Source organism: Curtobacterium sp. 8I-2 (assembly GCF_902506155.1).
Lineage (GTDB): Bacteria > Actinomycetota > Actinomycetes > Actinomycetales > Microbacteriaceae > Curtobacterium > Curtobacterium poinsettiae.
Map to the genome: position 1 here is coordinate 1278643 of NZ_LR732827.1, position 19749 is coordinate 1298391.

Consider the following 19749-nt stretch of genomic DNA (forward strand, 5'->3'; position numbering starts at 1 on the left):
GTCGGGTCCGCACCGCGAACCCGACGTCTTCTGCACACTTATCGCCCCGACGTGGGGCGTGGGGACTACTCGGCAGCCGCAGCCCGACGTCGGCGACGCACGATCAGCACACCCGCACCCGCCGCGAGCAGCAGGAACGCCACCAGCGCTCCGGCACCGAGCCCGGAAGCGCCCGTGAACGCGAGCTGCACGTCCGCGGTGATCGTGATCGGGGTCCACCCGATCAGCGTGCCGTCCGCAGCCGTCACCGCCAACCGGTGCGCACCAGCCACCGTGTCGGCAGGGATCGTCACCCGGACCGTCCCGTCAGCAGCGACCACAGCCGTGCCGATCAGCGTCGGCTCCGAGAACAACCACACGTTCACCGTGTCACCGGCAGACGCAGTACCCACCGTCACCGTGATGGTCTCCCCCGCACGAGCCGACGCCGGCGCCGAGACCCCACCACGGTTCGCCTCCGTCAACACCGACTCCGACGGCGCCACCGGGGCGACCGGCGCAGCCGACGGACCAGGGGTCGGGACCGCGGTGGGCGTCCCACCCGGAGTCGGCGTCGTGCCGCCGGCACCCGGAGACGGGATCGGCGTCGGCGTCGGCGTCGGCTCAGTGCCCGGGTCGGTGTCGCCGCCCTCGCACGGGTACGTCCCCGTCCGCAGCGAGAACCCGTCCGTGTCGTTGTCGTCGGCGGAGAAGGTCGCGCGCTCCCCGTCGGTGCAGACGCCCGAGATCGCGAAGCCCTCGTTGGCGAGCGTGCGGTCGGCGGCCGAGGGTGCCTCGTACAGCGTCGAGGCGCTGAAGGCCCCGTCGGTCACCTCGTACAGCGCGGTCCGGCCGGAGCACACGTCGTCGCAGACCACCCAGAGCGCGTCGAGCGTCGGGTCGAACTGCACGTCGGCGACGACAGCGAGCGAGGTCGCGATCGTGGCGATGCGCGCCGAGGACCCGTCGTCCATCAGGGCGTAGGCGTACACGCTCGCGGTGCCCTCGACCCCGACGAAGAACAGCCCCTCGCCGTGTCCGGCGTAGCGCGACGGTGCGTAGGCGGCGCCGGTGCGCTCGTCGGTGAAGCCGTGCGCGGTGAGCCAGGTGTCCGGGATCCAGGTGACGCCCTCGAGCCCGGCGTTCGCGCCGAGCCCGGGGAAGTCCGCGGCGAGGTTCCACTCGTCGGTGGCCCGCAGGGTGGCCTCGGAGCCGTCGGTCGTGGCGTAGCGCAGGACCGACGGGCGGCTCGTGCTCGACACGTCGTTGTTGCGCTCGGTCGACACGTAGACGGCGCCGGGGTCGTCGCTCGTGACGGTCACGCCCTCGGCGTCCGGGGTGCCCGTGCCGTCGGCGTAGCGCAGGTCGGTGCCCGCGGCGTTCGACGGTGCCCAGCCGCCCGCGCCGTCCGAGGTCAGGTGGTAGAGCAGGCCGTCGCCGTTCTGCACGGCCCAGAGCTGCCCGTCCCGCGAGGTCGTCGAGGTCGTCCAGTCGAGGCCGCTCAGGTCACCGGTGAAGGTGTCCTCGTCGTCGAGCACGGTCTCGTCCGGGCCGCCGGGCCAGGCCTCGGCGGTGACGACGCCGGCGAACCGGTTCGCCGCGCCCTTCGTGGGTGCTGCCGTCTCGGCGAAGTCCCCGGTGCCGTCGGGGTTGCGGCCGTACGTCGTGGTCGCGTGCGCCGTCCACGAGGTCGAGTCGACGACCGCGCCGCGGGCGTCGAACAGCCGCGCGGAGTCCGCCTTGCCGAGTCCGAAGCCGAACGCCGCCTCGTCGAGGACGGTGAAGCCCCCGGCCGCGACGGTCGTACCCGCGGGGATCGTGTACGCGTGGTCGTCGTCGCTGTCGCGCAGCACGTACCCGCCCAGGTCGACGGTGGTGCTGCCGGTGTTGGTCAGCTCCACCCAGTCGCCGGGGGTGCCGTCCTGCGACTCGACCTCGTTGATCCGCACGGGTGAGGAGCAGTCGTTCGCAGCCCCCTTGGTCGACGCCGTGGTGTCCACGAGCGGCCCGACACCGTCGGCGCAGCGGCCGTAGGTGACACCCGCGTGGGTCGTCCAGGCGTACCGGAGCACCAGGTCGCCGGCAGGGTCGTAGAGGCGCGCAGTGTCGGCACCACCGAGCCCGAAGTCGAAGCCGGGGGCGGTCGCGGACAGCTGGTCGACGACGAAGTACCCGCCGGCGGCGATCGTCGAGCCGCTGGGGAGCACGTACGCGTCGTGCGAGTTGTCGGAGTCGAGGAACGCGTACCCGGTCAGGTCGATCGCGGCGTCCGAGGTGTTCTCGAGCTCCACCCAATCGGTGTCGTCGGCGTTCGACTCGACCTCGTTGACGACGAGGCCGTTCGCGGCGACGGCACCGACGGACGGGTCGTCGTCACCGACGGCGGCGAGGGCCGGGCTGGCGGTGACGACACCGGCGGCGACGACCAGGGCAGTCGCGACGGCCGCGCCGATGCGGAGTGTGGGTGGGCGCAGGGCAGGAGCGCGCATGCAGGGTCCTTCTCGGGGCGATCGGGCTGAAGACCTGCACGACTGTTCAGCATCCACGCGACCGGCCGGTGGCCGCCCGGTGAACGGGCGGTGTCCCAGGTCGCGCCCGGCGCGCTGGACGCGCGACGTGTCGGCCTGGAGGCTCGGGGCGGGCCCGCACCGCGCCTCCCGTCCGCCGTGGGCACAGCCCACCGCACCCGGTGCGCAGAAGACGCCGGGTCCGCACGGCGAACCCGACGTCTTCTGCACACTCGTTGCCCGGGGTGTCAGCGCTCGGTGACCTCCGAGAAGTCGGGCGTCCCGTCGGGCAGCGCGGGCAGGGGCGTGCCGTCGACGTAGCGGGGCCAGGCCAGCGCGCGGGAGGCCGTCGGACGGGCCGCATACCGACGGCCGTCGGACGCGACGACCGTGCCGGGCTCGGGCGTCGGTGCCGGTGCCGGTGCCGGGGTGGGCTCAGGGTGCAGTGCAGGTGCGGGCGCGGGCGGCGCGGGCGGCGAGGGCGCTTCGGGCACGGCAGCCTCGGGCTCCGGAGCGGCGGGCGTCGGCGTCGCACCCCACGCCGGCTGCTGGTCGGGCACCGGCCACGTCGCCGATGACCGGGGCGCTCGGGGCCGGAACAGCGCGTTGCTGAGGGGCACCACGACGGTGCCGAGCAGGTCGAGGATCACCACCACCCAGACGAGCCGCCAGTAGCCCCGCGCGTAGTCGACGTCCGGCGCGAGCAGCGGGATCGAGAGCAGCAGCGCGAGCAGGGCGATGACGCCGACGGTGGTCTTCGCGACGACCTGCAGGACGGGCGTCGGGTAGCGGCGGTGGATCACGAGCAGCAGGTGGACGTGCAGGAGCGCCACCCGGGCGACGCCGACGAGCCAGATCCAGTGCCAGAAGTGCTCCAGGACGTACCAGATGCCGTCACCGTCCGGCCCCGTCGGCACGATCCACACCTTGTACAGGCCGGCGACGAGCAGGTACATCGACGTGGCGATGCTCGCGAACGCGAAGATCCCCGACCGCCGGGACGACACGTCGGCGTCGTACCAGGACAGCAACGCGAAGACGACCACCACGACGATCGTCAGGAGCAGCTGGACCGCGACCATGCCGAAGTCGCCGAGGAGCACCGCGGCGATCCCGACGAGCCCGGCGGCGACGACCGCGCCGATGATCGTGCGGAAGACGAGCGGGCGCACCCTCGCCCACCGCGGGTCCATCGTGCCGTCGGTGCTGTCCGTACTGTCCGTGCCGCTGTCCGTCATGTGTCCCCCGTCGTCCCCGCACCCACGGCGGGTGCGTCGGACCGCAGCGTAGCGGGCCGGGGCGGGCCCGTCTCGTAGCCGGGGTCGTCAGCGCCGGATCAGCAGGGTGCTGGCCCGCGGCGAGAGCGCGGCGTCGAGCACCAGGCAGGCGGCACCCACAGCGGCGACGTCGGCACCGCGGTCACTCTCGACCACCTGCACCGGGTGCTTCGGCACGAGCAGCGGCGACCCGACGATGGCTGCACGCGCCGCGGGCAGCGCCGCACTCGCGATGCGCGACCAGAACGGGCCGCCGAACACCACGCGGTCGATGTCGAGCAGGTTGACGATGAGGACGACGGCGTTGCCCATGACGGTGCCGGCATCGGCCGCGAGCGTGACGGCGGTGTCGTCCCCGCCAGCGATCGCCGTTGCGAGTTCGTCCCACGCGGCGTCCACGGCGTCGACGTCGGTGGCGCCGCTGTCCGTGGCGTCGGTGGCGCCGGCCTCGGTGCCGTCGGCATCGTCGGCCTCGGCGCTCACGCCGCCGCCGGACAACGCCAGGCCCCGCGACCGCGCGACCCGCACCAGCCGGTCGGGCGCGACGGCAGCGCCGACCTCGCCACGCGTGCCCGAGCCGTCCGGGGTGCCCGCGAGCGCCCCCTGGTCGACCATGATGTGTCCGGCGTCGCCCGCGTTCGACCCCACCCCGCGCACGGGTTCGTGGTCGACGACGAGCCCGACGCCGAACCCGGTGCCGAAGTACACGAACGCGAAGTTGCGGGCCGAGGACTCCCCCGCCAGGAACATCTCACCGACCGCGGCGGCCGTGACGTCCTTCTCGAGCAGGACCGGGTAGCCCGTGGCCTCGGCGAGCGCGTCGCGCAGGGGCACGTCCCGCCACCGCGGCAGGAACGGCGGGTCGACCACGATGCCCGCCTCGACGTCGATGGGTCCGGGGCTCGCGATCCCGACGCCGAGCACGCTGTCGACGGCCACCCCGGCGTCGGCGACGAGCCCGTCGACGGCCGAGGCGATGGTGCGCACCACCTGGGACGGGTCGTCGGCGGTGGGGGTCGAGGTCGTGGACGCAGCGACGACCGTGCCGGCGAGGTCGAGCAGCACGTAGGTGACGACGGCCGGGTCGACGTGCACGCCGACCGCGTACCGGCTGCCGGGCTCGAGCCGCAGGATGGTGCGGGGCTTGCCGCGGCCCGAGACGACGGTGCCGGACTCGACGATCATCCCGGCATCGATCAGGAACCGGGTGACGTTCGACACGGTCTGCGCACTCAGGCCGGTGCGGGCGGCGAGTTCGACGCGGCTCAGGCCGTCGGGCGAGCGGCGGACGGCGTCGAGGACCACGGTGCGGTTGAACCCGCCGATCGACGGGAGGTTCGCTCCGCGTCGATGCTCTGCCATGCCGCGACGATACCGCGACCCCGCCCGGGTACCCGGCGGGTGGGCCAGCGTCCGCCGCTCTGGCGCCCGCTCGCGTGGTCCGGTCCGGGTGCCCTGTGCCGGGTCAGCCCGCCGGATGCCCCGTCGACGACCGCACGACGAGCGAGACCGGGAGCGTCGCACCCTGCAGTGTCCCGTCGCCGATCGCCGCGAGCAGTCGCTCCACCGCCACGGTGCCCATCAGGGCGGTCGGTGAGTGCACGGTCGTCATGGGTGTGGGCAGCTGCGCCACGACGGAGATGTCGTTGTAGCCGACGATCGACAGGTCGTCGGGCACGCGGAGGCCGCGTTGCCGTGCAGCGCCCATCACGCCGATCGCCGCGGTGTCGTTGACGGCGAAGATCGCGGTCGGCGGGTCCGACAGCGAGAGCAGCGTGTGCGCGCCGACGACGCCTCCCTCGACCTCGAAGTCGCTGTGGACGACGAGCGCGTCGTCGACGACGAGGTCCCGTCGCTCGTGTGCCAGACGGAACCCGGCCACCCGCTCCACGGCGGTGCTGGCGTGGCGCGGACCGGCGATGACGCCGATGCGGCGGTGCCCCAACGCGAGCAGGTGTTCCGTGGCCATCCGGCCGCCCTCGACGTCGTCACCGACCACCGCGGGCATCCAGTCCCCGGGGTGGCGGTTCGTCGCGATGACCGGCACGGGGAGGTCCGTCAGCCGCGGGTTCGGGGACGACAGGTGGAGCGAGCTGACGATGAGGCCGTCGACCTGTCGGGAGAGCAGGAAGTCGACCGCGTCCAGCTGCGCGCCCATGTCGTCCGGGGGCGTCGTGAGCAGGAGCTGGTACCCGGCGGAGCGGGCAGCCGACTCGACGGACTGGCAGATCGTCGCGATGACCGTGTCGGCGAGCCGCGGCATCACGACGCCGATGGTGTTCGACCGCCGGGTCCGGAGCGACGCTGCGATCCGGTTGGGGCGGTACCCGAGCTCGGCCGCCGCCGCGATCACCCGCTGCGCCGAGTCGCTCCACCCCTTGGTCGGCTCCGCCTGTCGGAGCACGCGCGACGCCGTCGAGACGTGCACGCCGGCGAGCGCGGCGATGGCCTGGAGGTTCACGTCACCACGACGATCCTGCTGACCGTGTCCGGCCGGGTCGTCGCCTGCACTGCCCATCCGTCGAGTCTAGGTGACGGATCGTCGTGACACCGTGCGGCGCGAACGTTTGCGAGCACCTCGACCGACGACGGCCCGGAGGATCCGAAACACACTGGTTACACGGCTGGACGTCGGTCGAAACAGTCGGGTGTCAGGATTCCGGGCAATGCAAACGATTGCACGAATTGCAGCAACGATGAGAGACGGTGTCCCATGGTGAAAGAGATCTTCGTGTCCTTCGGCGTCGACATCGACGCGGTCGCGGGCTGGCTCGGCTCCTACGGCGGGGCGGATTCCCCCTCGGACATCCAGCGCGGGATCTTCGCGGGGCGCACCGGTGTGCCGCGTCTGCAGAAGGTGTTCGACCGCGCCGACATCGCAGCGACCTGGTTCATCCCCGGCCACTCGCTCGAGACCTTCCCGGACGAGTGCAAGGCCCTGTTCGACGCCGGCCACGAGATCGGTGCGCACGGGTACAGCCACGAGAACCCGGTGGCGATGACCGAGGCGCAGGAGGACGCGGTGATGGAGCGCTCGGTCGAGCTGATCACCCGGCTCACGGGTCGGCAGCCGACGGGCTACGTCGCTCCGTGGTGGGAACTGAGCAGCTACACGCCCACACTCCTGGAGAAGTTCGGGTTCAGCTACGACCACAGTCAGCAGCACAAGGACTTCGTCCCCTACTACTCGATCGTCGGCGACCAGTGGACACCGATCGACTACTCGCAGGACCCGCACACGTGGATGACGCCGCTCGTCCACGGGAGCGAGATCGACCTCGTCGAGATCGCGGCGAACTGGTACGTCGACGACCTGCCCCCGATGATGTTCATCAAGTCGAGCCCGAACAGCCACGGCTTCGTCAACCCGCGCGACGTCGAGCAGATGTGGAAGGACCAGTTCGACTGGGTGTACCGCGAACTCGACTACGCCGTCTTCCCGATCACGATCCACCCCGACGTCTCCGGGCGCCCGCAGGTCCTGCTCATGATCGAGCGGCTCATCGAGTACATCAGGGGCCACGAGGGCGTCCGGTTCGTCACGATGAACGAGATCGCCGACGACTTCCGCGTCCGCTTCCCGTTCGCGCAGCCCGAGCGTCCACGCGAGTCCTGATGTGCGGCGGATGTGGCGGCAACGGCGGGAACCGTGACTGGTACGCCGCCGGTGTCGAGGACTCCCCGGCCGCGCGCAAGCGGGCGCAGCTCCGGCTGGCCGCCTGGGCGACCCGGCTCTTCGCGGACGACCGGATCCGTGTCCACGAGGTCCCGGGCACCGTCCGGCTCGTGATCGTCGGGCCGACCGGCAAGCGCGTCGTGGCGCAGGGCGTCGACGGCGTCCTGGACGCGGTCGAACAGGTCGGAGCCGGGCGCACCGACTGGTCGGCCGTCGCGACCCGCGTCCGCAGGGCCGACCCGCGGGACGACACCGACTGGGAACACCGCAGCCTCGCCCGCGCGGTCGATCGACGAAGGGACACCCGGCCGTGACGGACCCCACGCTCCCGCGGATCGTGTACCTCGCCCTCGGCGGGACCATCGCGAGCGTCACCTCGGGCGATCCGCGCGGTTCCGGCGATCCGCGCGGTTCCGGCGATCCGCGCGGTTCCGGCGCCGTCCCGCGGATCGCAGCCCGTGACCTCCTCGCCGGTGTGCCGGCCATCGCGCAGGTCGCACGGGTCGAGGCCCGCCAGCTCGGCATGGTGCCCTCTCCCTCGCTCGACTTCGACGACGTGCAGCGCGCGCTCGACGCCGCGCGGGACGCCGTCGGCTCCGGAGCCTCGGGCGTCGTGCTGTCGCAGGGCACGGACACCATCGAGGAGACCGCGTACCTGCTCGACCTCGCGTGGGACCGCTCAGAGCCCCTCGTCGTCACCGGAGCGATGCGCCACGCCTCCTCGCCCGGTGCGGACGGTCCGGCGAACCTGCTGGCGGCCGTGAACGTGGCCGCGGCACCGGCAGCAGCGGGACGCGGTGTCCTCGTCGTGCTCGACGACGAGGTGCACGCCGCCAGGGCGGTCCGCAAGACGCACACCTCGTCGACCGGCGCCTTCACCTCTCCGGATTCCGGTCCGCTCGGACGGGTCACCGAGGGCTCGCCCGTCTTCCACGCTCCGGCGGCCCGAGTACCCGCGCTCACCACACGCGTCGCCCCGCTGCCCCCGGTGGCCCTGCAGCGGGTCACCCTCGCTGACGACGGCCGGGTCCTGTCGACCCTGGACGGACTCGGGTACCGCGGCGCGGTCATCGAGGGCTTCGGTGGCGGGCACGTCGCCGAGCGCACGGTCGATGCCGTCCGCGCACTCGCCGCGCAGATGCCGGTCGTGCTGGCGTCGCGGACCGGCGCCGGCGCGACGCTCACGACGACGTACGGCTTCGCGGGCGGCGAGATCGACCTGCTCGGCGCCGGACTCGTCCCCGCCGGCACCCTCGACGGCCTCAAGGCGCGCCTCCTGCTGGCCGCGCTGCTCGCCCTCGACGCCCCGGACGACCGCATCCACGCGGCGTTCGACGCCCACGGCCGGGGCTCATCCCCGACCGGACAACCCTGACCGCACCGACGCTCCGCCTCCGCCCGTCAGCCCGCGCCGCGACACCGTCGCAGCGCCGCACCGCCGTACCGAGAGGAAGACCATGTCCACCACGACCATCCACGAGCCCGAGGACCTCGAGCTCGCCACCGGGACGTTCCCGACGATCGGGCCGAAGGAGACCAAGCGCGGCGCGACGCTGGCGTTCTTCGCCTGGACCCTCGCCGTCTACGACTTCATCATGTTCGGCACGCTCCTCCCCCGCATCGCCGAGGACTTCGGGTGGAACGAGCAGACCGCCCTGCTGGCGAACACCCTCGTGAGCGTCGGGGTCTTCGTCGTCGTCGTCCTCGTCGGTCTGTTCGTGGACCGACTCGGTCGGCGCCGGGGCATGATGATCACGATCGGCGGCGCGGCCCTGTCCTCGCTGCTGACGGCGGCGTCGACGGGGGTCGCCTCGCTCGTCGGTTTCCGGGCCCTGAGCGGCTTCGGGATGGCCGAGCAGTCCGTCAACTCCACCTACCTCAACGAGGTCTTCGCGCTCACCGAGCTCGAGGGCGTCAAGAAGCGTCGCGGCTTCTTCTACAGCCTCGTCCAGACCGGGTGGCCGATCGGCGCGCTCCTCGCGGCCGCGTTCATCGCCGGGATCAACGGGCTGTTCGGACAGGAGTCCTGGCGGCTCGCGTTCCTCATCGCCACCGTCCCGGCGCTGTTCGTGCTGTTCCTGCGCAAGGGCATCAAGGAGACGCCGCAGCACCGTCTGAACACGTACCTGCGGCAGCTGCGGAAGTCCGGTCGCACCGAGGAGGCCACCGAGGTCGCCGCCCGCTTCGGCATCGTCGACGAGGGTCCGAACCCGCTGCGGGCGATCTTCGGCCGACGGTACGCACGCAACACCGTCGTGCTCTCGATCGCCTGGATCGTGAACTACTTCGGCATCACCACCACGAGCGTGCTCGGGACGACGATGCTCGAGGGCGTCAAGGGTGTCGACCCGAGCATGTCGCTGCTCATCATCGTGCTGTCCAACGTGGTCGGCGCCGCCGGCTACCTGTTCCACGGCTGGCTCGGCGACATCATCGGCCGCAAGACCACGATCGTCGTGGGCTGGGTGCTCGCCGGTGTGTGCTGGACCCTCTTCGTGCTCGGGCCGGACGACTTCGGCTACGTCCTGGTCACCTACATGCTGACGCTGTTCTTCCTGCTCGGACCGTACGCGTCGCTGCTCTTCCTGCAGGCGGAGTGCTTCGACTCGAGCTGCCGCGCGACCGGGTCCGCGTTCGTCACCGCGATGGGACAGCCCGGCACCATCATCGGCTCGGCGGTGCTGACGGCCCTCGTCGCCGGGAGCATCGGGCTCGGCCCGGCAGCCCTCATCGTCGGTGCGGGCGGCATGGTCCTCTCCGGCCTGATCATGCTCGCGACGAAGCGCGTGGCGGTGATCGAGCATTGAGCGCCACGACACCGGCAGGCGTGTACTCCGAGTTCTCGGGGAGCGTGGTCGTCATCACCGGCGCCGCGAGCGGGATCGGCGCGGCCCTCGCCGTGCAGCTCGCCGAGTACGGCGCGAACATCGTCATCCCCGTCTTCGCGGGTGACCCGCACGATCCCGCACCCGTCGTCGACGCCGTCGAGGCGGCCGGTGGCAGCGCGCTGACGGTCACCGCGGACGTCCGCAGCACCGAGGACGTCGACGCCGTGTTCCAGGCGGCCGTCGACCGCTGGGGGCGCGTCGACCACGTCGTGGCGGGAGCGGGGGTGCTCCGTCGGCAGCCGCTCGACACCATGACCGACGCGGCGTGGGACGACATCCTGCAGGTGGACCTGCACGGTGTGATGCGCACGCTCCGGGCCGGCGCCCGACACCTCGACCGGGGCGGGTCGATGGTGGCCGTCTCGTCGATCGCGGGCGGGGTGTACGGCTGGGTCGCGCACAGCCACTACGCCGCGTGCAAGGCGGCGGTGATCGGCCTCGCCCGGAGTGCGGCAGCCGAACTCGCACCGCGTGGGATCCGGGTGAACACCATCATCCCGGGGCTCATCGAGACGCCGCAGTCCTCGGACGCCCAGAACTCGCTCGGTCCGGCGGGCCTCGCCGCCGCGGGTGCTCGGATCCCGTGGGGTCGTGTCGGCCACGCCGACGAAGCCGCCGCGGCCATCCGGTTCCTGCTCAGCCACGAGGCGCGCTACGTCACCGGGCAGGAACTCGTCGTCGACGGCGGCCTGACGATCCTGATGGCCGACTGATGCCAGACCGGACGGTGTTCGACCTCACCGGGACGACCGCGCTCGTGACGGGCGGTGCGAGCGGCATCGGGCTCGCGATCGTGGAGACCTTCGTCGCCGCAGGAGCGCGGGTCGTCGCCGCCGACCTCGACGCCGACGGCCTGGCGGACCTCGCCGAGCGGCTGGGCGTCCGGACCATCGTGCTCGACGTCACCGACGAGGACCAGGTGGAGGCCGCCGTGGCGTCGGTCGACGAGGAGTCCGGCGGGATCCAGGTCCTGGTGAACGCCGCCGGCGTGCTCTCGCAGGCGCCGCTCGAGGAACTCACCACGGAGGACTGGGCGCGTGTCATCGCGATCGACCTGACCGGGGTCTTCCTGGTGATGCGAGCAGTCGGTCGGCGGATGCTCCGCGACGGGCACGGGCGCATCATCAACCTCGCCTCGCAGCTGGCGATCAAGGGCGGTTCCGAGGTCGCGCACTACGCGGCAGCGAAGGCCGGCGTCATCGCGCTGACGAAGAGCGCCGCGATCGAGTGGAGCGGGCGGGGTGTGCTCGTCAACGCGATCGCACCCGGCCCGATCGTCTCCCCGATGACGGACCGGATGACCCAGCAGTGGCGGACGGACAAGGCCGCCGAGCTCCCGATCGGACGCTTCGGGGTCTCCGCCGAGGTCGCGCCGACCGCACTGCTCCTCGCGTCGTCCCCGGCGGGTGACCTGTACACCGGGCAGACGCTCGGCCCGAACTCGGGTGACGTCATGCCGTGAGCAGCACCCGCCGGTCGGCCGCCCGGTTCCGCCGCGACAACGGTGCGGTCTCGGTCTGCCGTCGCCACTGGCTTCCGCAGGGTCAGCACCGTTACCCTGGCCGCATGTCCGACCTGCGCCTGGAAGAACTCTCCGCGAAGACCGCTGCCGCGGCCAACTCCCTGACGCTCAAGCCGGGCCAGGAACAGTTCGTGCAGCCGACCACCTACGGGGTCGCCGAGACCGACGTCAAGCCGAGCTCCGCGTGGACCCGTGTCGTCCTCGACGACGACGAGGTCCTCGGCCTGATCATCGGTTCGTTCGACGCCGACAACGCGCAGGAAGAACTGCGCAGCTGCATCTGGCGCGTCAACGTGGCAGCCAGCGCGCAGGGCCGTGGCGTCGGTCGCTTCGCCGTGCACGGTCTGGCGGACGAAGCGCGCAGCCGCGGGTTCGAGCGACTGACGGTCGTGTACGAGCCCGGCGGCGACGACAGCCCCGAGGCGTTCTTCCGCGCCGTGGGCTTCGAGGTCGTGCGCGAGACCCAGTACGGCGACCACTTCGCGGTCCTGACGCTCTAGCACGCTCCGACGACGTGCCCACCGACGACCCATCGGTCGACTTCGGCGCCGCCGTCGCCGAGGTGGTGCGGATGATCCCGCCCGGTCACGTCATGACGTACGGCGACGTCGCCGCAGTCCTCGGATCGCGGGCCTCTCGTGCCGTCGGCAAGGTGATGGCGCACGAGGGCGCCGACCTGCCGTGGTGGCGTGTGGTGCGCGCGGGTGGGCACCCGCCGCTCCGCCACGAGGCCCGGGCGCTCGAGCACTACCGGGCCGAGGGGACCCCGCTCGTGCAGGGGACGACGGCCTGGAGGCTCGACATGCGTCGTGCGCGCTGGTCACCGGCAACGGACGCGGACGACCCGTTCTGACCCCGCGCCGCGCGGGTCGACCTCAGCGGTCGAAGCGCGCACCCTTCGGGTTCGCGGGCAGCAGGCACAGGACGTACACGATCAGCGAGCCGAGGCCCGGCAGCACGTGCAGGAACTGCCAGAAGCCGGACAGGTTCGCGTCGTGCAGTCGTCGGGCGCCGAGGCCGAGGGAGCCGACGAGCGTCGCGAGCACCCACAGCATGAACAGGTACGAGCCGACGGGGTTCTCGAGCACCGGGGTGTCCGGCGTGAACACCTGCGGCACGAGCTGCAGCACGAGCCCGATCGCGAGCGACGTCAGCCACCACCACCAGAACTCGGCGCGCGATGCCCGTCCGGTGAACACGGTGTACTTCCGCCAGAACCGGCGAACGGCCTCGGTGAAGGGGGCACCGTAGAAGGGGTCGTGCAGGGCGACGCCGCCGGGCTGCACCACGCTGTCGTTGCTCATGGAGCAAGCCAACCACGTGGTGCAGCCCGACCGGGGCCTAGACGAGCGAGTCGCGCCAGGCTGCGTGCAGCTGGGCGAAGCGCCCGGTGCCGGCGATGAGGTCGGCGGGGGTACCGTCCTCGACGATCCGGCCGTGCTCCATCACGAGCACCCGGTGGGCGATCGCGACGGTGGACAGCCGGTGCGCGATGATCACCGCGGTGCGGTCGGCGAGCAGGGTCTCCAGGCCCTCCTGCACGAGTCGCTCCGAGGGGATGTCGAGCGACGCTGTGGCCTCGTCGAGGATGAGCACCTTCGGGTCCGCGATGAACGCCCGCGCGAACGAGAGCAGCTGCCGCTGGCCCGCCGAGACACGGCCACCGCGCTTGTTCACGTCGGTGTCGTACCCGTCGGGCAGCGCCATGATGAACTCGTGCGCGCCGACCGCCTTGGCCGACGCCTCGATCTCCTGGCGGGACGCCCCGGGCTTGCCGAGCGCGATGTTGTCCGCGACGGTTCCGGAGAACAGGTAGGCCTCTTGCGTGACCATGACGATCGCGCGGCGCATGTCCTTCGTGTCGAGGTCACGCAGGTCCACACCGTCGAGCTTGACGGAGCCCTGACTCGGGTCGTAGAAGCGCGCCATGAGCTTGGCGAGCGTCGACTTGCCGGCGCCGGTGGAACCGACGAGGGCGATGGTCTGCCCCGACAGGATGTGCAGGTCGAACTCCGGCAGCACGACCTTGCCCTTGTTGTAGGCGAACACGACGTCGTCGAAGTCCATCTTCCCGGTGGCGTCCGCCAGACGGGTCGGCTTCACGGGGTCCGGCACGCTCGGCCGTTCCTCGAGGACGCCGGAGATCTTCTCCATCGCCGCTGAGGCGGACTGGTACCCGTTGTAGAACATCGCGAGTTCCTGCGCCGGGTCGAAGAAGCGCTTGGCGTACAGCGCGACCGCGAGCAGCGCACCGACCTCGAGCGTCCCGCCGACGATCCGGAAGCCACCGACGATGACGACCGCGGCGAGCGTCGCGTTGCCGATGAGCACGAGCACCGGGTCGAAGGTCCCGAACAGGTTGAACACCTTCGTGTTCGCCACCCGGTAGTCCTCGACGTAGCCGCCGTACTCGTCACGGTTGCGGGACTCCTTGCGGAACGCCTGCACCGCGCGGATGCCCGTCATCGTCTCGACGAAGTGCACGATCACGCGCGCCGAGGTGACACGGGTGGAGCGGAACAGCGTCTGCGAGTTCGTCTGGAACCAGCGGATCAGGAACCAGAGCGGCACGAGCGACACCGCGAGCACGAGCCCGGACGTCGGGTCGAGCAGCACCAGGGCCACGGCGGTGAACGCCATGTACAGCACGCCCTGGATGAGCTGGTTCAGCCCCGAGTCGAGCAGCTCGCGGATCGAGTCGAGGTCACTCGTCTGGCGCGAGATGATCCGGCCCGACGTGTAGGTCTCGTGGAACTCCAGCGAGAGCCGCTGCGTGTGCAGGAACACCCGCTTGCGCAGGTCGAACAGGATCGCCTGGCTGATCCGCGCCGCGAGCACCGTGTACCAGGCGGTGAGCACCGCACCGAGGACGGCCACGACGATGTACGTCGAGACGACGCCGAACGCCGGCACCCAGTCGTTCTGGTCCATCACCGCGGGCAGGGCGTTGTCGATGCCCCACGCGATGAGCGCCGGACCCGCGACGGTGCCGGCGGTCGAGACCACGACCACGATGCCGAGCAGCACCAGCCGGAGCTTCAGCGGTGCGGCGAGGGACCCGAGCAGGGCGAGGGACCGGCGCCGCAGGCGCTTGCTCTCGGCCTTCGTGAAGTCCTCACGCTCCTCGCCGCGCACGCCCATGGTGGTGATCGAGGCGGTGACGGGGGCGGCAGCCTGCGCGTCGGCGATGTCGTCGACGACGGGATCCGCGCCTCCCGGCCCGGCCGACGTGTCGAGCGGCAGGTTCTTCTCTTGCTGGCTCATGCCATCGCCTCCTGTCGTGCGGTCGCGTCGTCGTCGTCGAGCGACGAGATGACGTAGCGGTAGTGCTCGTTGGTGGCCATCAGGTCGTGGTGGGTCCCGACGGCCGTGACGACGCCGTTCTCCATCAGGGCGACCCGGTCGGCCAGCGTCACCGTCGACGGACGGTGCGCCACGATGAGCGACGTGGTGTCGGCGAGCACGCGACGTAGGCCCGCCTCGACCCGCGCCTCGGTGTCGACGTCGAGCGCCGACAGCGGGTCGTCGAGCACGAGCACCGACGGCCGCGCGGCGATCGCGCGGGCGAGTGCCAGGCGCTGTCGCTGCCCACCGGACAGCGACAGCCCCTCTTCACCGACCCGGGTGTCGACGCCGTCGGGCAGGTCGTCCACGAAGGACGCCTGCGCGATGTCGAGCGCCTCGCGCATGAGCGCCTCGGCCTCGGCACCCTGCACGTCCGGTCGACCGAGCAGCACGTTCTCACGCACGGTCGACGAGAACAGGGTGGCGTCCTCGAAGGCGACGCCGACGTGCCGGCGGAGCTCTTCGCGGGTGAGGTCGCGGATGTCGACCCCGTCGATCGTCACCGAACCGCCGGTCACGTCGTACAGGCGCGGCACCAGCGAGAGCAGCGTGGTCTTGCCGCAGCCGGTCAGCCCGACGAGCGCCATGGTCTCGCCCGGCTGCAGCTGCAGTTCGACGCCGTTGATCAGGTCCGGGTACTGCGGTGCGGAGTCCTGGTACCGGAAGTGCACGCCGTTGAACGACAGCGCACCGTGCGGCTCGGCGATCGTCTTCGGGTGTTCCGGGTCCGTGATGGTGTTCTCGGAGTCCATGACCTCGAAGAAGCGGTCGACCGCCGTGCGGGTGTCGAACGTCATCGAGAGCAGGAAGCCGATCGACTCGATCGGGAACCGCAGCACCGTCGCCGTCGCGAAGAACGCGAACAGCTGGCCGACGGTGAGCTGCCCCTGCGATGCGAGCCAGATGCCGGCGAGCAGGCACAGCGCGAACGCGACGTCCGGCACGAGCAGCAGCCACAGCCAGATGCCGGCGATGGCCTTCGCCTTCTTGATCTCGGTGCCGCGCAGGGCCTCGGCCTGCTCGCTGAACTCCTCGAGCTTCGCGCCGCCGCGACCGAACGCCTTGAGCACGCGGATGCCGTGCACCGACTGCTCGACGCTCGTGGCGAGGTCGCCCACCTGGTCCTGGCTGCGGCGTGCGACGGCGGAGTACCGGCGCTCGAACAGCAGGCCGTTGATCCACAGCGGGATCGACGCGATCAGGAAGATCAGCCCGAGGATCCACCCGAAGGTGAACAGCACGACGAAGCCGACGACGATCGTCACGATGTTGACGACGAGCAGGACGACGCCGAAGGCCAGCCAGCGCCGGATCAGCGACAGGTCGGACACGGAACGGGACAGCAGCTGCCCGGACTCCCAGCGGTCGTGGAACGCGACCGGCAGGTCCTGCAGCTTCGCGTAGAGCGAGTTGCGCATGCTCGTCTCGATGCGGGTCGAGGGACGCATCACCAGCCGACGGCGCGAGGCGATGAAGAACGCCTCGAGCACACCGAGGGCGAGCACCCCGAGCCCGGCGGGCCAGATCTGTGCCGAGTCGCGCGACGACAGCGGACCGTCGACGAGCCACTGCAGCACGTAGGGGATTGCGAGCGCCACCAGGGAGGCTCCCATCGCTGCGGCCATGCCGCCGATGAGGCGCCCCTGGTAGGGCTTCACGTAGGGGTAGATCCGCGCGATCGCGCGGAAGGTGGACGGGCGCGCCGTGGTGGGCGACTTGGACATGGTTGCGTCCTCATGCGTCTGCCGGGTCCCCGGGTCGCGCTGCGCGGTGCGTGCTTGCTTGCTGCTTGCTTGCTTGCTTGCTGCTTGCTTGCTTGCTGCTTGCTTGCTCGCGTCGCGCGGCTTCGGCCTGGAGGCTCGGTGTGGCGTTGCGTGGTGATCATCGGCCGGGCGCGTGGTCGCGTCTCCGCCGTCACTCGCGTGACGTCGGTCGGGCCGGAGGCACCGGGGGAGCGTCGTCCCCCGGGTTCAGGCGGGTGGTTCGCGGACGCCGGTGGTGCTGCGTCGCGGGGCCGTGGGAACGGCCCGACTAGACGGCGGCCGCGACGCGGGGTCGCGGTGCGATCGGGGATCGCCGTGCGGGAGTGGTCCCCACGACGGACACGAGACCTGCGCGGGCGGCCGTCGCCACGGTTCCGGTCATGTTGTCCATCGTCACTCCAGTCGTCGTCTTCGTCACCGTTGTGTCCGCGGTGCCGCCGGTCCCGAGGGATCGTCGGCTGCCTGCCGCGGAGCCTTACAGACTATTCACAGTGACTGTCGCCGCGCAATGGTCTGCCACCGATTGTTCACATCGGTGGACGAAGTGGCAGTGCACATCAGTGGAAGAAGTGGCGCTCGCTCGTGAAGTACATCGTCACGCCAGCAGCCTTCGCCGCAGCGATGACCTCGTCGTCACGGACGCTGCCACCGGGCTGCGCCACCGCACGGACACCGGCGTCGAGCAGCACCTGCAAGCCGTCGGCGAACGGGAAGAACGCATCCGACGCCGCGACGCTGCCGGCAGCCCGGTCACCCGCACGGTTCACGGCGAGGTGGCACGAGTCGACCCGGTTGACCTGGCCCATGCCGACACCGACGCTCGCGCCCTGGTTCGCGAGCAGGATGGCGTTGGACTTCACCGAACGGCTGGCACGCCACGCGAAGGCCAGGTCGGTCAGGGTCTGCGCATCGGCGGGCTCGCCGGCGACGAGGGTCCAGGTGGACTGGTCGAAGCCCGTGAAGCGGTCGGCGTCCTGCACCAGGAACCCGCCGGAGACCTGCTTGACCTCGCGGTCGGCGAGCGCGAAGTCGGCCGGCAGCGTGAGCAGGCGGATGTTCTTCTTGCGCGACAGGACCTCGAGCGCCTCGGGGTCGAACCCGGGGGCGACGACGACCTCGGTGAAGATGTCCTTGACGGTCTCGGCCATGGCCAGGGTGACCGGGCGGTTCGCGGCGATGACCCCGCCGAACGCCGACAGCGGGTCGCAGGCGTGCGCGGCGGCGTGGGCCGAGGCGATCGGGTCGGCGGCGTCGGCCGGGGCGATCGCGATGCCGCACGGGTTGGCGTGCTTGATGATCGCGACGGCGGGCTCGTCGAAGTCGAAGGCCGCACGGACCGCTGCGTCGGCGTCGACGTAGTTGTTGTACGACATCTCCTTGCCGTGCAGCTGCGTCGCCTGTGCGATGCCGGTGCCGTCCGACGTCGTGTAGAGCGCCGCGGCCTGGTGGGCGTTCTCGCCGTAGCGCAGGGTCGCCGACAGCTCGGCCTCGACCGTCAGGTGCTCGTCGAACGCACCGGGGGTCCGGATGTCGCCGGCGGTCGTCGGGGCTGCGGCGGCGGTGACGACGTCGCTCGCGAAGTAGGACGCCACCGCGGTGTCGTAGGCGGCGGTGTGCGCGAAGGCCTGGGCGGCGAGGCGCTTCCGGAGCTCGAGCGTGGTGCCGCCGGCACGGACGGCCTCGACAACCTCGGGGTAGGACGCCGGGGAGACGACGATCGCCACGTTCGGGTGGTTCTTCGCCGAGGCACGGACCATCGCGGGGCCGCCGATGTCGACGTTCTCGACCACGGTCGCGGTGTCGGCACCCGACGCGACGGTCTCGACGAACGGGTAGAGGTTCACGACGACGAGCTCGAACGGCGCGATGTCGAGGTCGGCGAGCTGCTGCTCGTGCGACTCGAGCCGCAGGTCGGCGAGCAGGCCGGCGTGCACCGACGGGTGCAGCGTCTTCACGCGACCGTCGAGGGACTCGGGGAACCCGGTGACGCTCGCGACGTCGGTGACGGCGTACCCGGCGTCACGGATGGTCTGGGCGGTGGAGCCGGTCGACACGATCTCGACCCCGGAGTCGGCCAGGGCGCCGGCGAGCTCGAGCAGGCCGGACTTGTCGCTCACCGAGATGAGTGCACGGCGGACCGGCACCACGTCCCGGTCGCGGTAGAGGCTGGGGTCGGCTGCGTGCACGCTCATGCGCTCGGGGTGCCCTTCAGTTCGGTGGTGCCGTTGGCGATGTCGAGGATGGTCTGGATGAGCAGGCGGCGCTCGACCGGCTTGATGCGGTCGTGCAGCGTCGACTCGCTGTCGCCCGGCAGCACCGGGATGCGCTCCTGGGCCAGGATCGGCCCGGTGTCGACGCCGTCGTCGACCGCGATGACGCTCGCGCCGGTCTCGGTCACGCCGGCGGCGAGTGCGTCGCGCACGCCGTGGGCGCCGGGGAACTCGGGCAGGTACGCCGGGTGGGTGTTGATGATCCCCGGTGCGAACTCGGACACCACGGCCGGGGGCAGCAGGCGCATCAGGCCGGAGAGCACGAGCAGGTCGGGCGACCACGGACGGATCTGCTCCGCCAGGGCCTGACCCCACTCGGCGCGGGAGTCGTAGCGGGTGAACGGGACCGTGAAGGTCGGGATCGAGAACTCCTCGCCCAGCCCGAGCCCCTCGGCGTCGCGGTCGGCACCGATGGCGACGACACGGGCGGGGTACTCGGCGTCGAAGGTCGCTTCGAGCAGGGCTCGGAGGTTCGACCCGGTACCGGAGATCAGGACGACCAGTTCGAGCACGGCACCAACC

At 71.4% G+C, this 19749-nt stretch carries 17 protein-coding genes; 8 read left to right on the forward strand and 9 right to left on the reverse strand.

The features are described from left to right. Positions 1-65: 65 nt before the first annotated feature. The 4 genes from BOSE127_RS09860 to BOSE127_RS09875 form a co-directional block, all read right to left on the reverse strand. Positions 66-2468, reverse strand: a complete 2403-nt coding sequence (locus tag BOSE127_RS09860; RefSeq protein WP_159557044.1) for a lamin tail domain-containing protein — start codon at positions 2466-2468, stop codon at positions 66-68. Positions 2469-2734: 266 nt separating this feature from the next. Then, the gene (locus BOSE127_RS09865) at positions 2735-3724 is read right to left on the reverse strand and encodes a hypothetical protein (protein WP_159557046.1); all 990 of its coding nucleotides are present in this window, start codon (positions 3722-3724) and stop codon (positions 2735-2737) included. Between the two features lie 87 nt (positions 3725-3811). Beyond that, complete coding sequence (locus tag BOSE127_RS09870; protein WP_017888136.1) at positions 3812-5125, reverse strand: ROK family transcriptional regulator; 1314 nt, start codon at positions 5123-5125, stop codon at positions 3812-3814. A 103-nt stretch (positions 5126-5228) separates the two neighbouring features. After that, positions 5229-6281, reverse strand: coding sequence for a LacI family DNA-binding transcriptional regulator (locus tag BOSE127_RS09875; protein ID WP_082046968.1), 1053 nt, complete (start codon positions 6279-6281; stop codon positions 5229-5231). A gap of 195 nt (positions 6282-6476) precedes the next feature. On the opposite strand from BOSE127_RS09875, the gene BOSE127_RS09880 reads away from it, so the two are divergent. From BOSE127_RS09880 to BOSE127_RS09915, 8 genes are all read left to right on the forward strand, one after another. Beyond that, positions 6477-7379, forward strand: coding sequence for a polysaccharide deacetylase family protein (locus BOSE127_RS09880; RefSeq protein ID WP_017888138.1), 903 nt, complete (start codon positions 6477-6479; stop codon positions 7377-7379). Further along, entirely contained in the window at positions 7379-7753 is a 375-nt protein-coding gene (locus BOSE127_RS09885; protein ID WP_017888139.1) for a hypothetical protein, read from the forward strand. Before BOSE127_RS09880 ends, BOSE127_RS09885 begins: the two co-directional genes overlap by 1 nt. Beyond that, on the forward strand, positions 7750-8814 hold the full coding sequence (locus tag BOSE127_RS09890) for an asparaginase (RefSeq protein WP_042539812.1): 1065 nt from the start codon (positions 7750-7752) through the stop codon (positions 8812-8814). Before BOSE127_RS09885 ends, BOSE127_RS09890 begins: the two co-directional genes overlap by 4 nt. Positions 8815-8896: 82 nt before the next feature. Continuing rightward, a complete protein-coding gene (locus tag BOSE127_RS09895; protein WP_082046967.1) occupies positions 8897-10246 on the forward strand; it encodes an MFS transporter in 1350 nt (449 codons plus the stop codon). Continuing rightward, a complete protein-coding gene (locus tag BOSE127_RS09900) occupies positions 10243-11040 on the forward strand; it encodes an SDR family NAD(P)-dependent oxidoreductase (protein WP_231564095.1) in 798 nt (265 codons plus the stop codon). The genes BOSE127_RS09895 and BOSE127_RS09900 overlap by 4 nt, the downstream gene beginning before the upstream one ends. After that, on the forward strand, positions 11040-11789 hold the full coding sequence (locus tag BOSE127_RS09905) for an SDR family NAD(P)-dependent oxidoreductase (protein WP_042539809.1): 750 nt from the start codon (positions 11040-11042) through the stop codon (positions 11787-11789). Before BOSE127_RS09900 ends, BOSE127_RS09905 begins: the two co-directional genes overlap by 1 nt. A 104-nt stretch (positions 11790-11893) precedes the next feature. Beyond that, positions 11894-12349, forward strand: coding sequence for a GNAT family N-acetyltransferase (locus BOSE127_RS09910; protein WP_017888144.1), 456 nt, complete (start codon positions 11894-11896; stop codon positions 12347-12349). Between the two features lie 14 nt (positions 12350-12363). Continuing rightward, positions 12364-12702, forward strand: coding sequence for an MGMT family protein (locus tag BOSE127_RS09915; protein ID WP_042539807.1), 339 nt, complete (start codon positions 12364-12366; stop codon positions 12700-12702). A gap of 22 nt (positions 12703-12724) precedes the next feature. Here the strand turns inward: BOSE127_RS09915 and BOSE127_RS09920 are convergent, their stop codons facing one another. From BOSE127_RS09920 to purN, 5 genes are all read right to left on the reverse strand, one after another. Then, positions 12725-13153: a DUF805 domain-containing protein gene (locus BOSE127_RS09920; protein WP_017888146.1), complete on the reverse strand. Its 429-nt coding sequence runs from the start codon at positions 13151-13153 to the stop codon at positions 12725-12727. Between the two features lie 37 nt (positions 13154-13190). Continuing rightward, positions 13191-14990 (reverse strand): ABC transporter ATP-binding protein, encoded by a 1800-nt coding sequence (locus tag BOSE127_RS09925; RefSeq protein WP_159558143.1) that lies wholly within the window; start codon positions 14988-14990, stop codon positions 13191-13193. A gap of 119 nt (positions 14991-15109) precedes the next feature. Continuing rightward, a complete protein-coding gene (locus BOSE127_RS09930; RefSeq protein ID WP_042539805.1) occupies positions 15110-16918 on the reverse strand; it encodes an ABC transporter ATP-binding protein in 1809 nt (602 codons plus the stop codon). Positions 16919-17514: 596 nt separating this feature from the next. Next, a complete protein-coding gene (purH, locus tag BOSE127_RS09935; protein ID WP_159557048.1) occupies positions 17515-19149 on the reverse strand; it encodes a bifunctional phosphoribosylaminoimidazolecarboxamide formyltransferase/IMP cyclohydrolase in 1635 nt (544 codons plus the stop codon). After that, positions 19146-19739: a phosphoribosylglycinamide formyltransferase gene (gene purN / locus BOSE127_RS09940; protein WP_042539801.1), complete on the reverse strand. Its 594-nt coding sequence runs from the start codon at positions 19737-19739 to the stop codon at positions 19146-19148. Before purN ends, purH begins: the two co-directional genes overlap by 4 nt. Positions 19740-19749 lie beyond the last annotated feature (10 nt).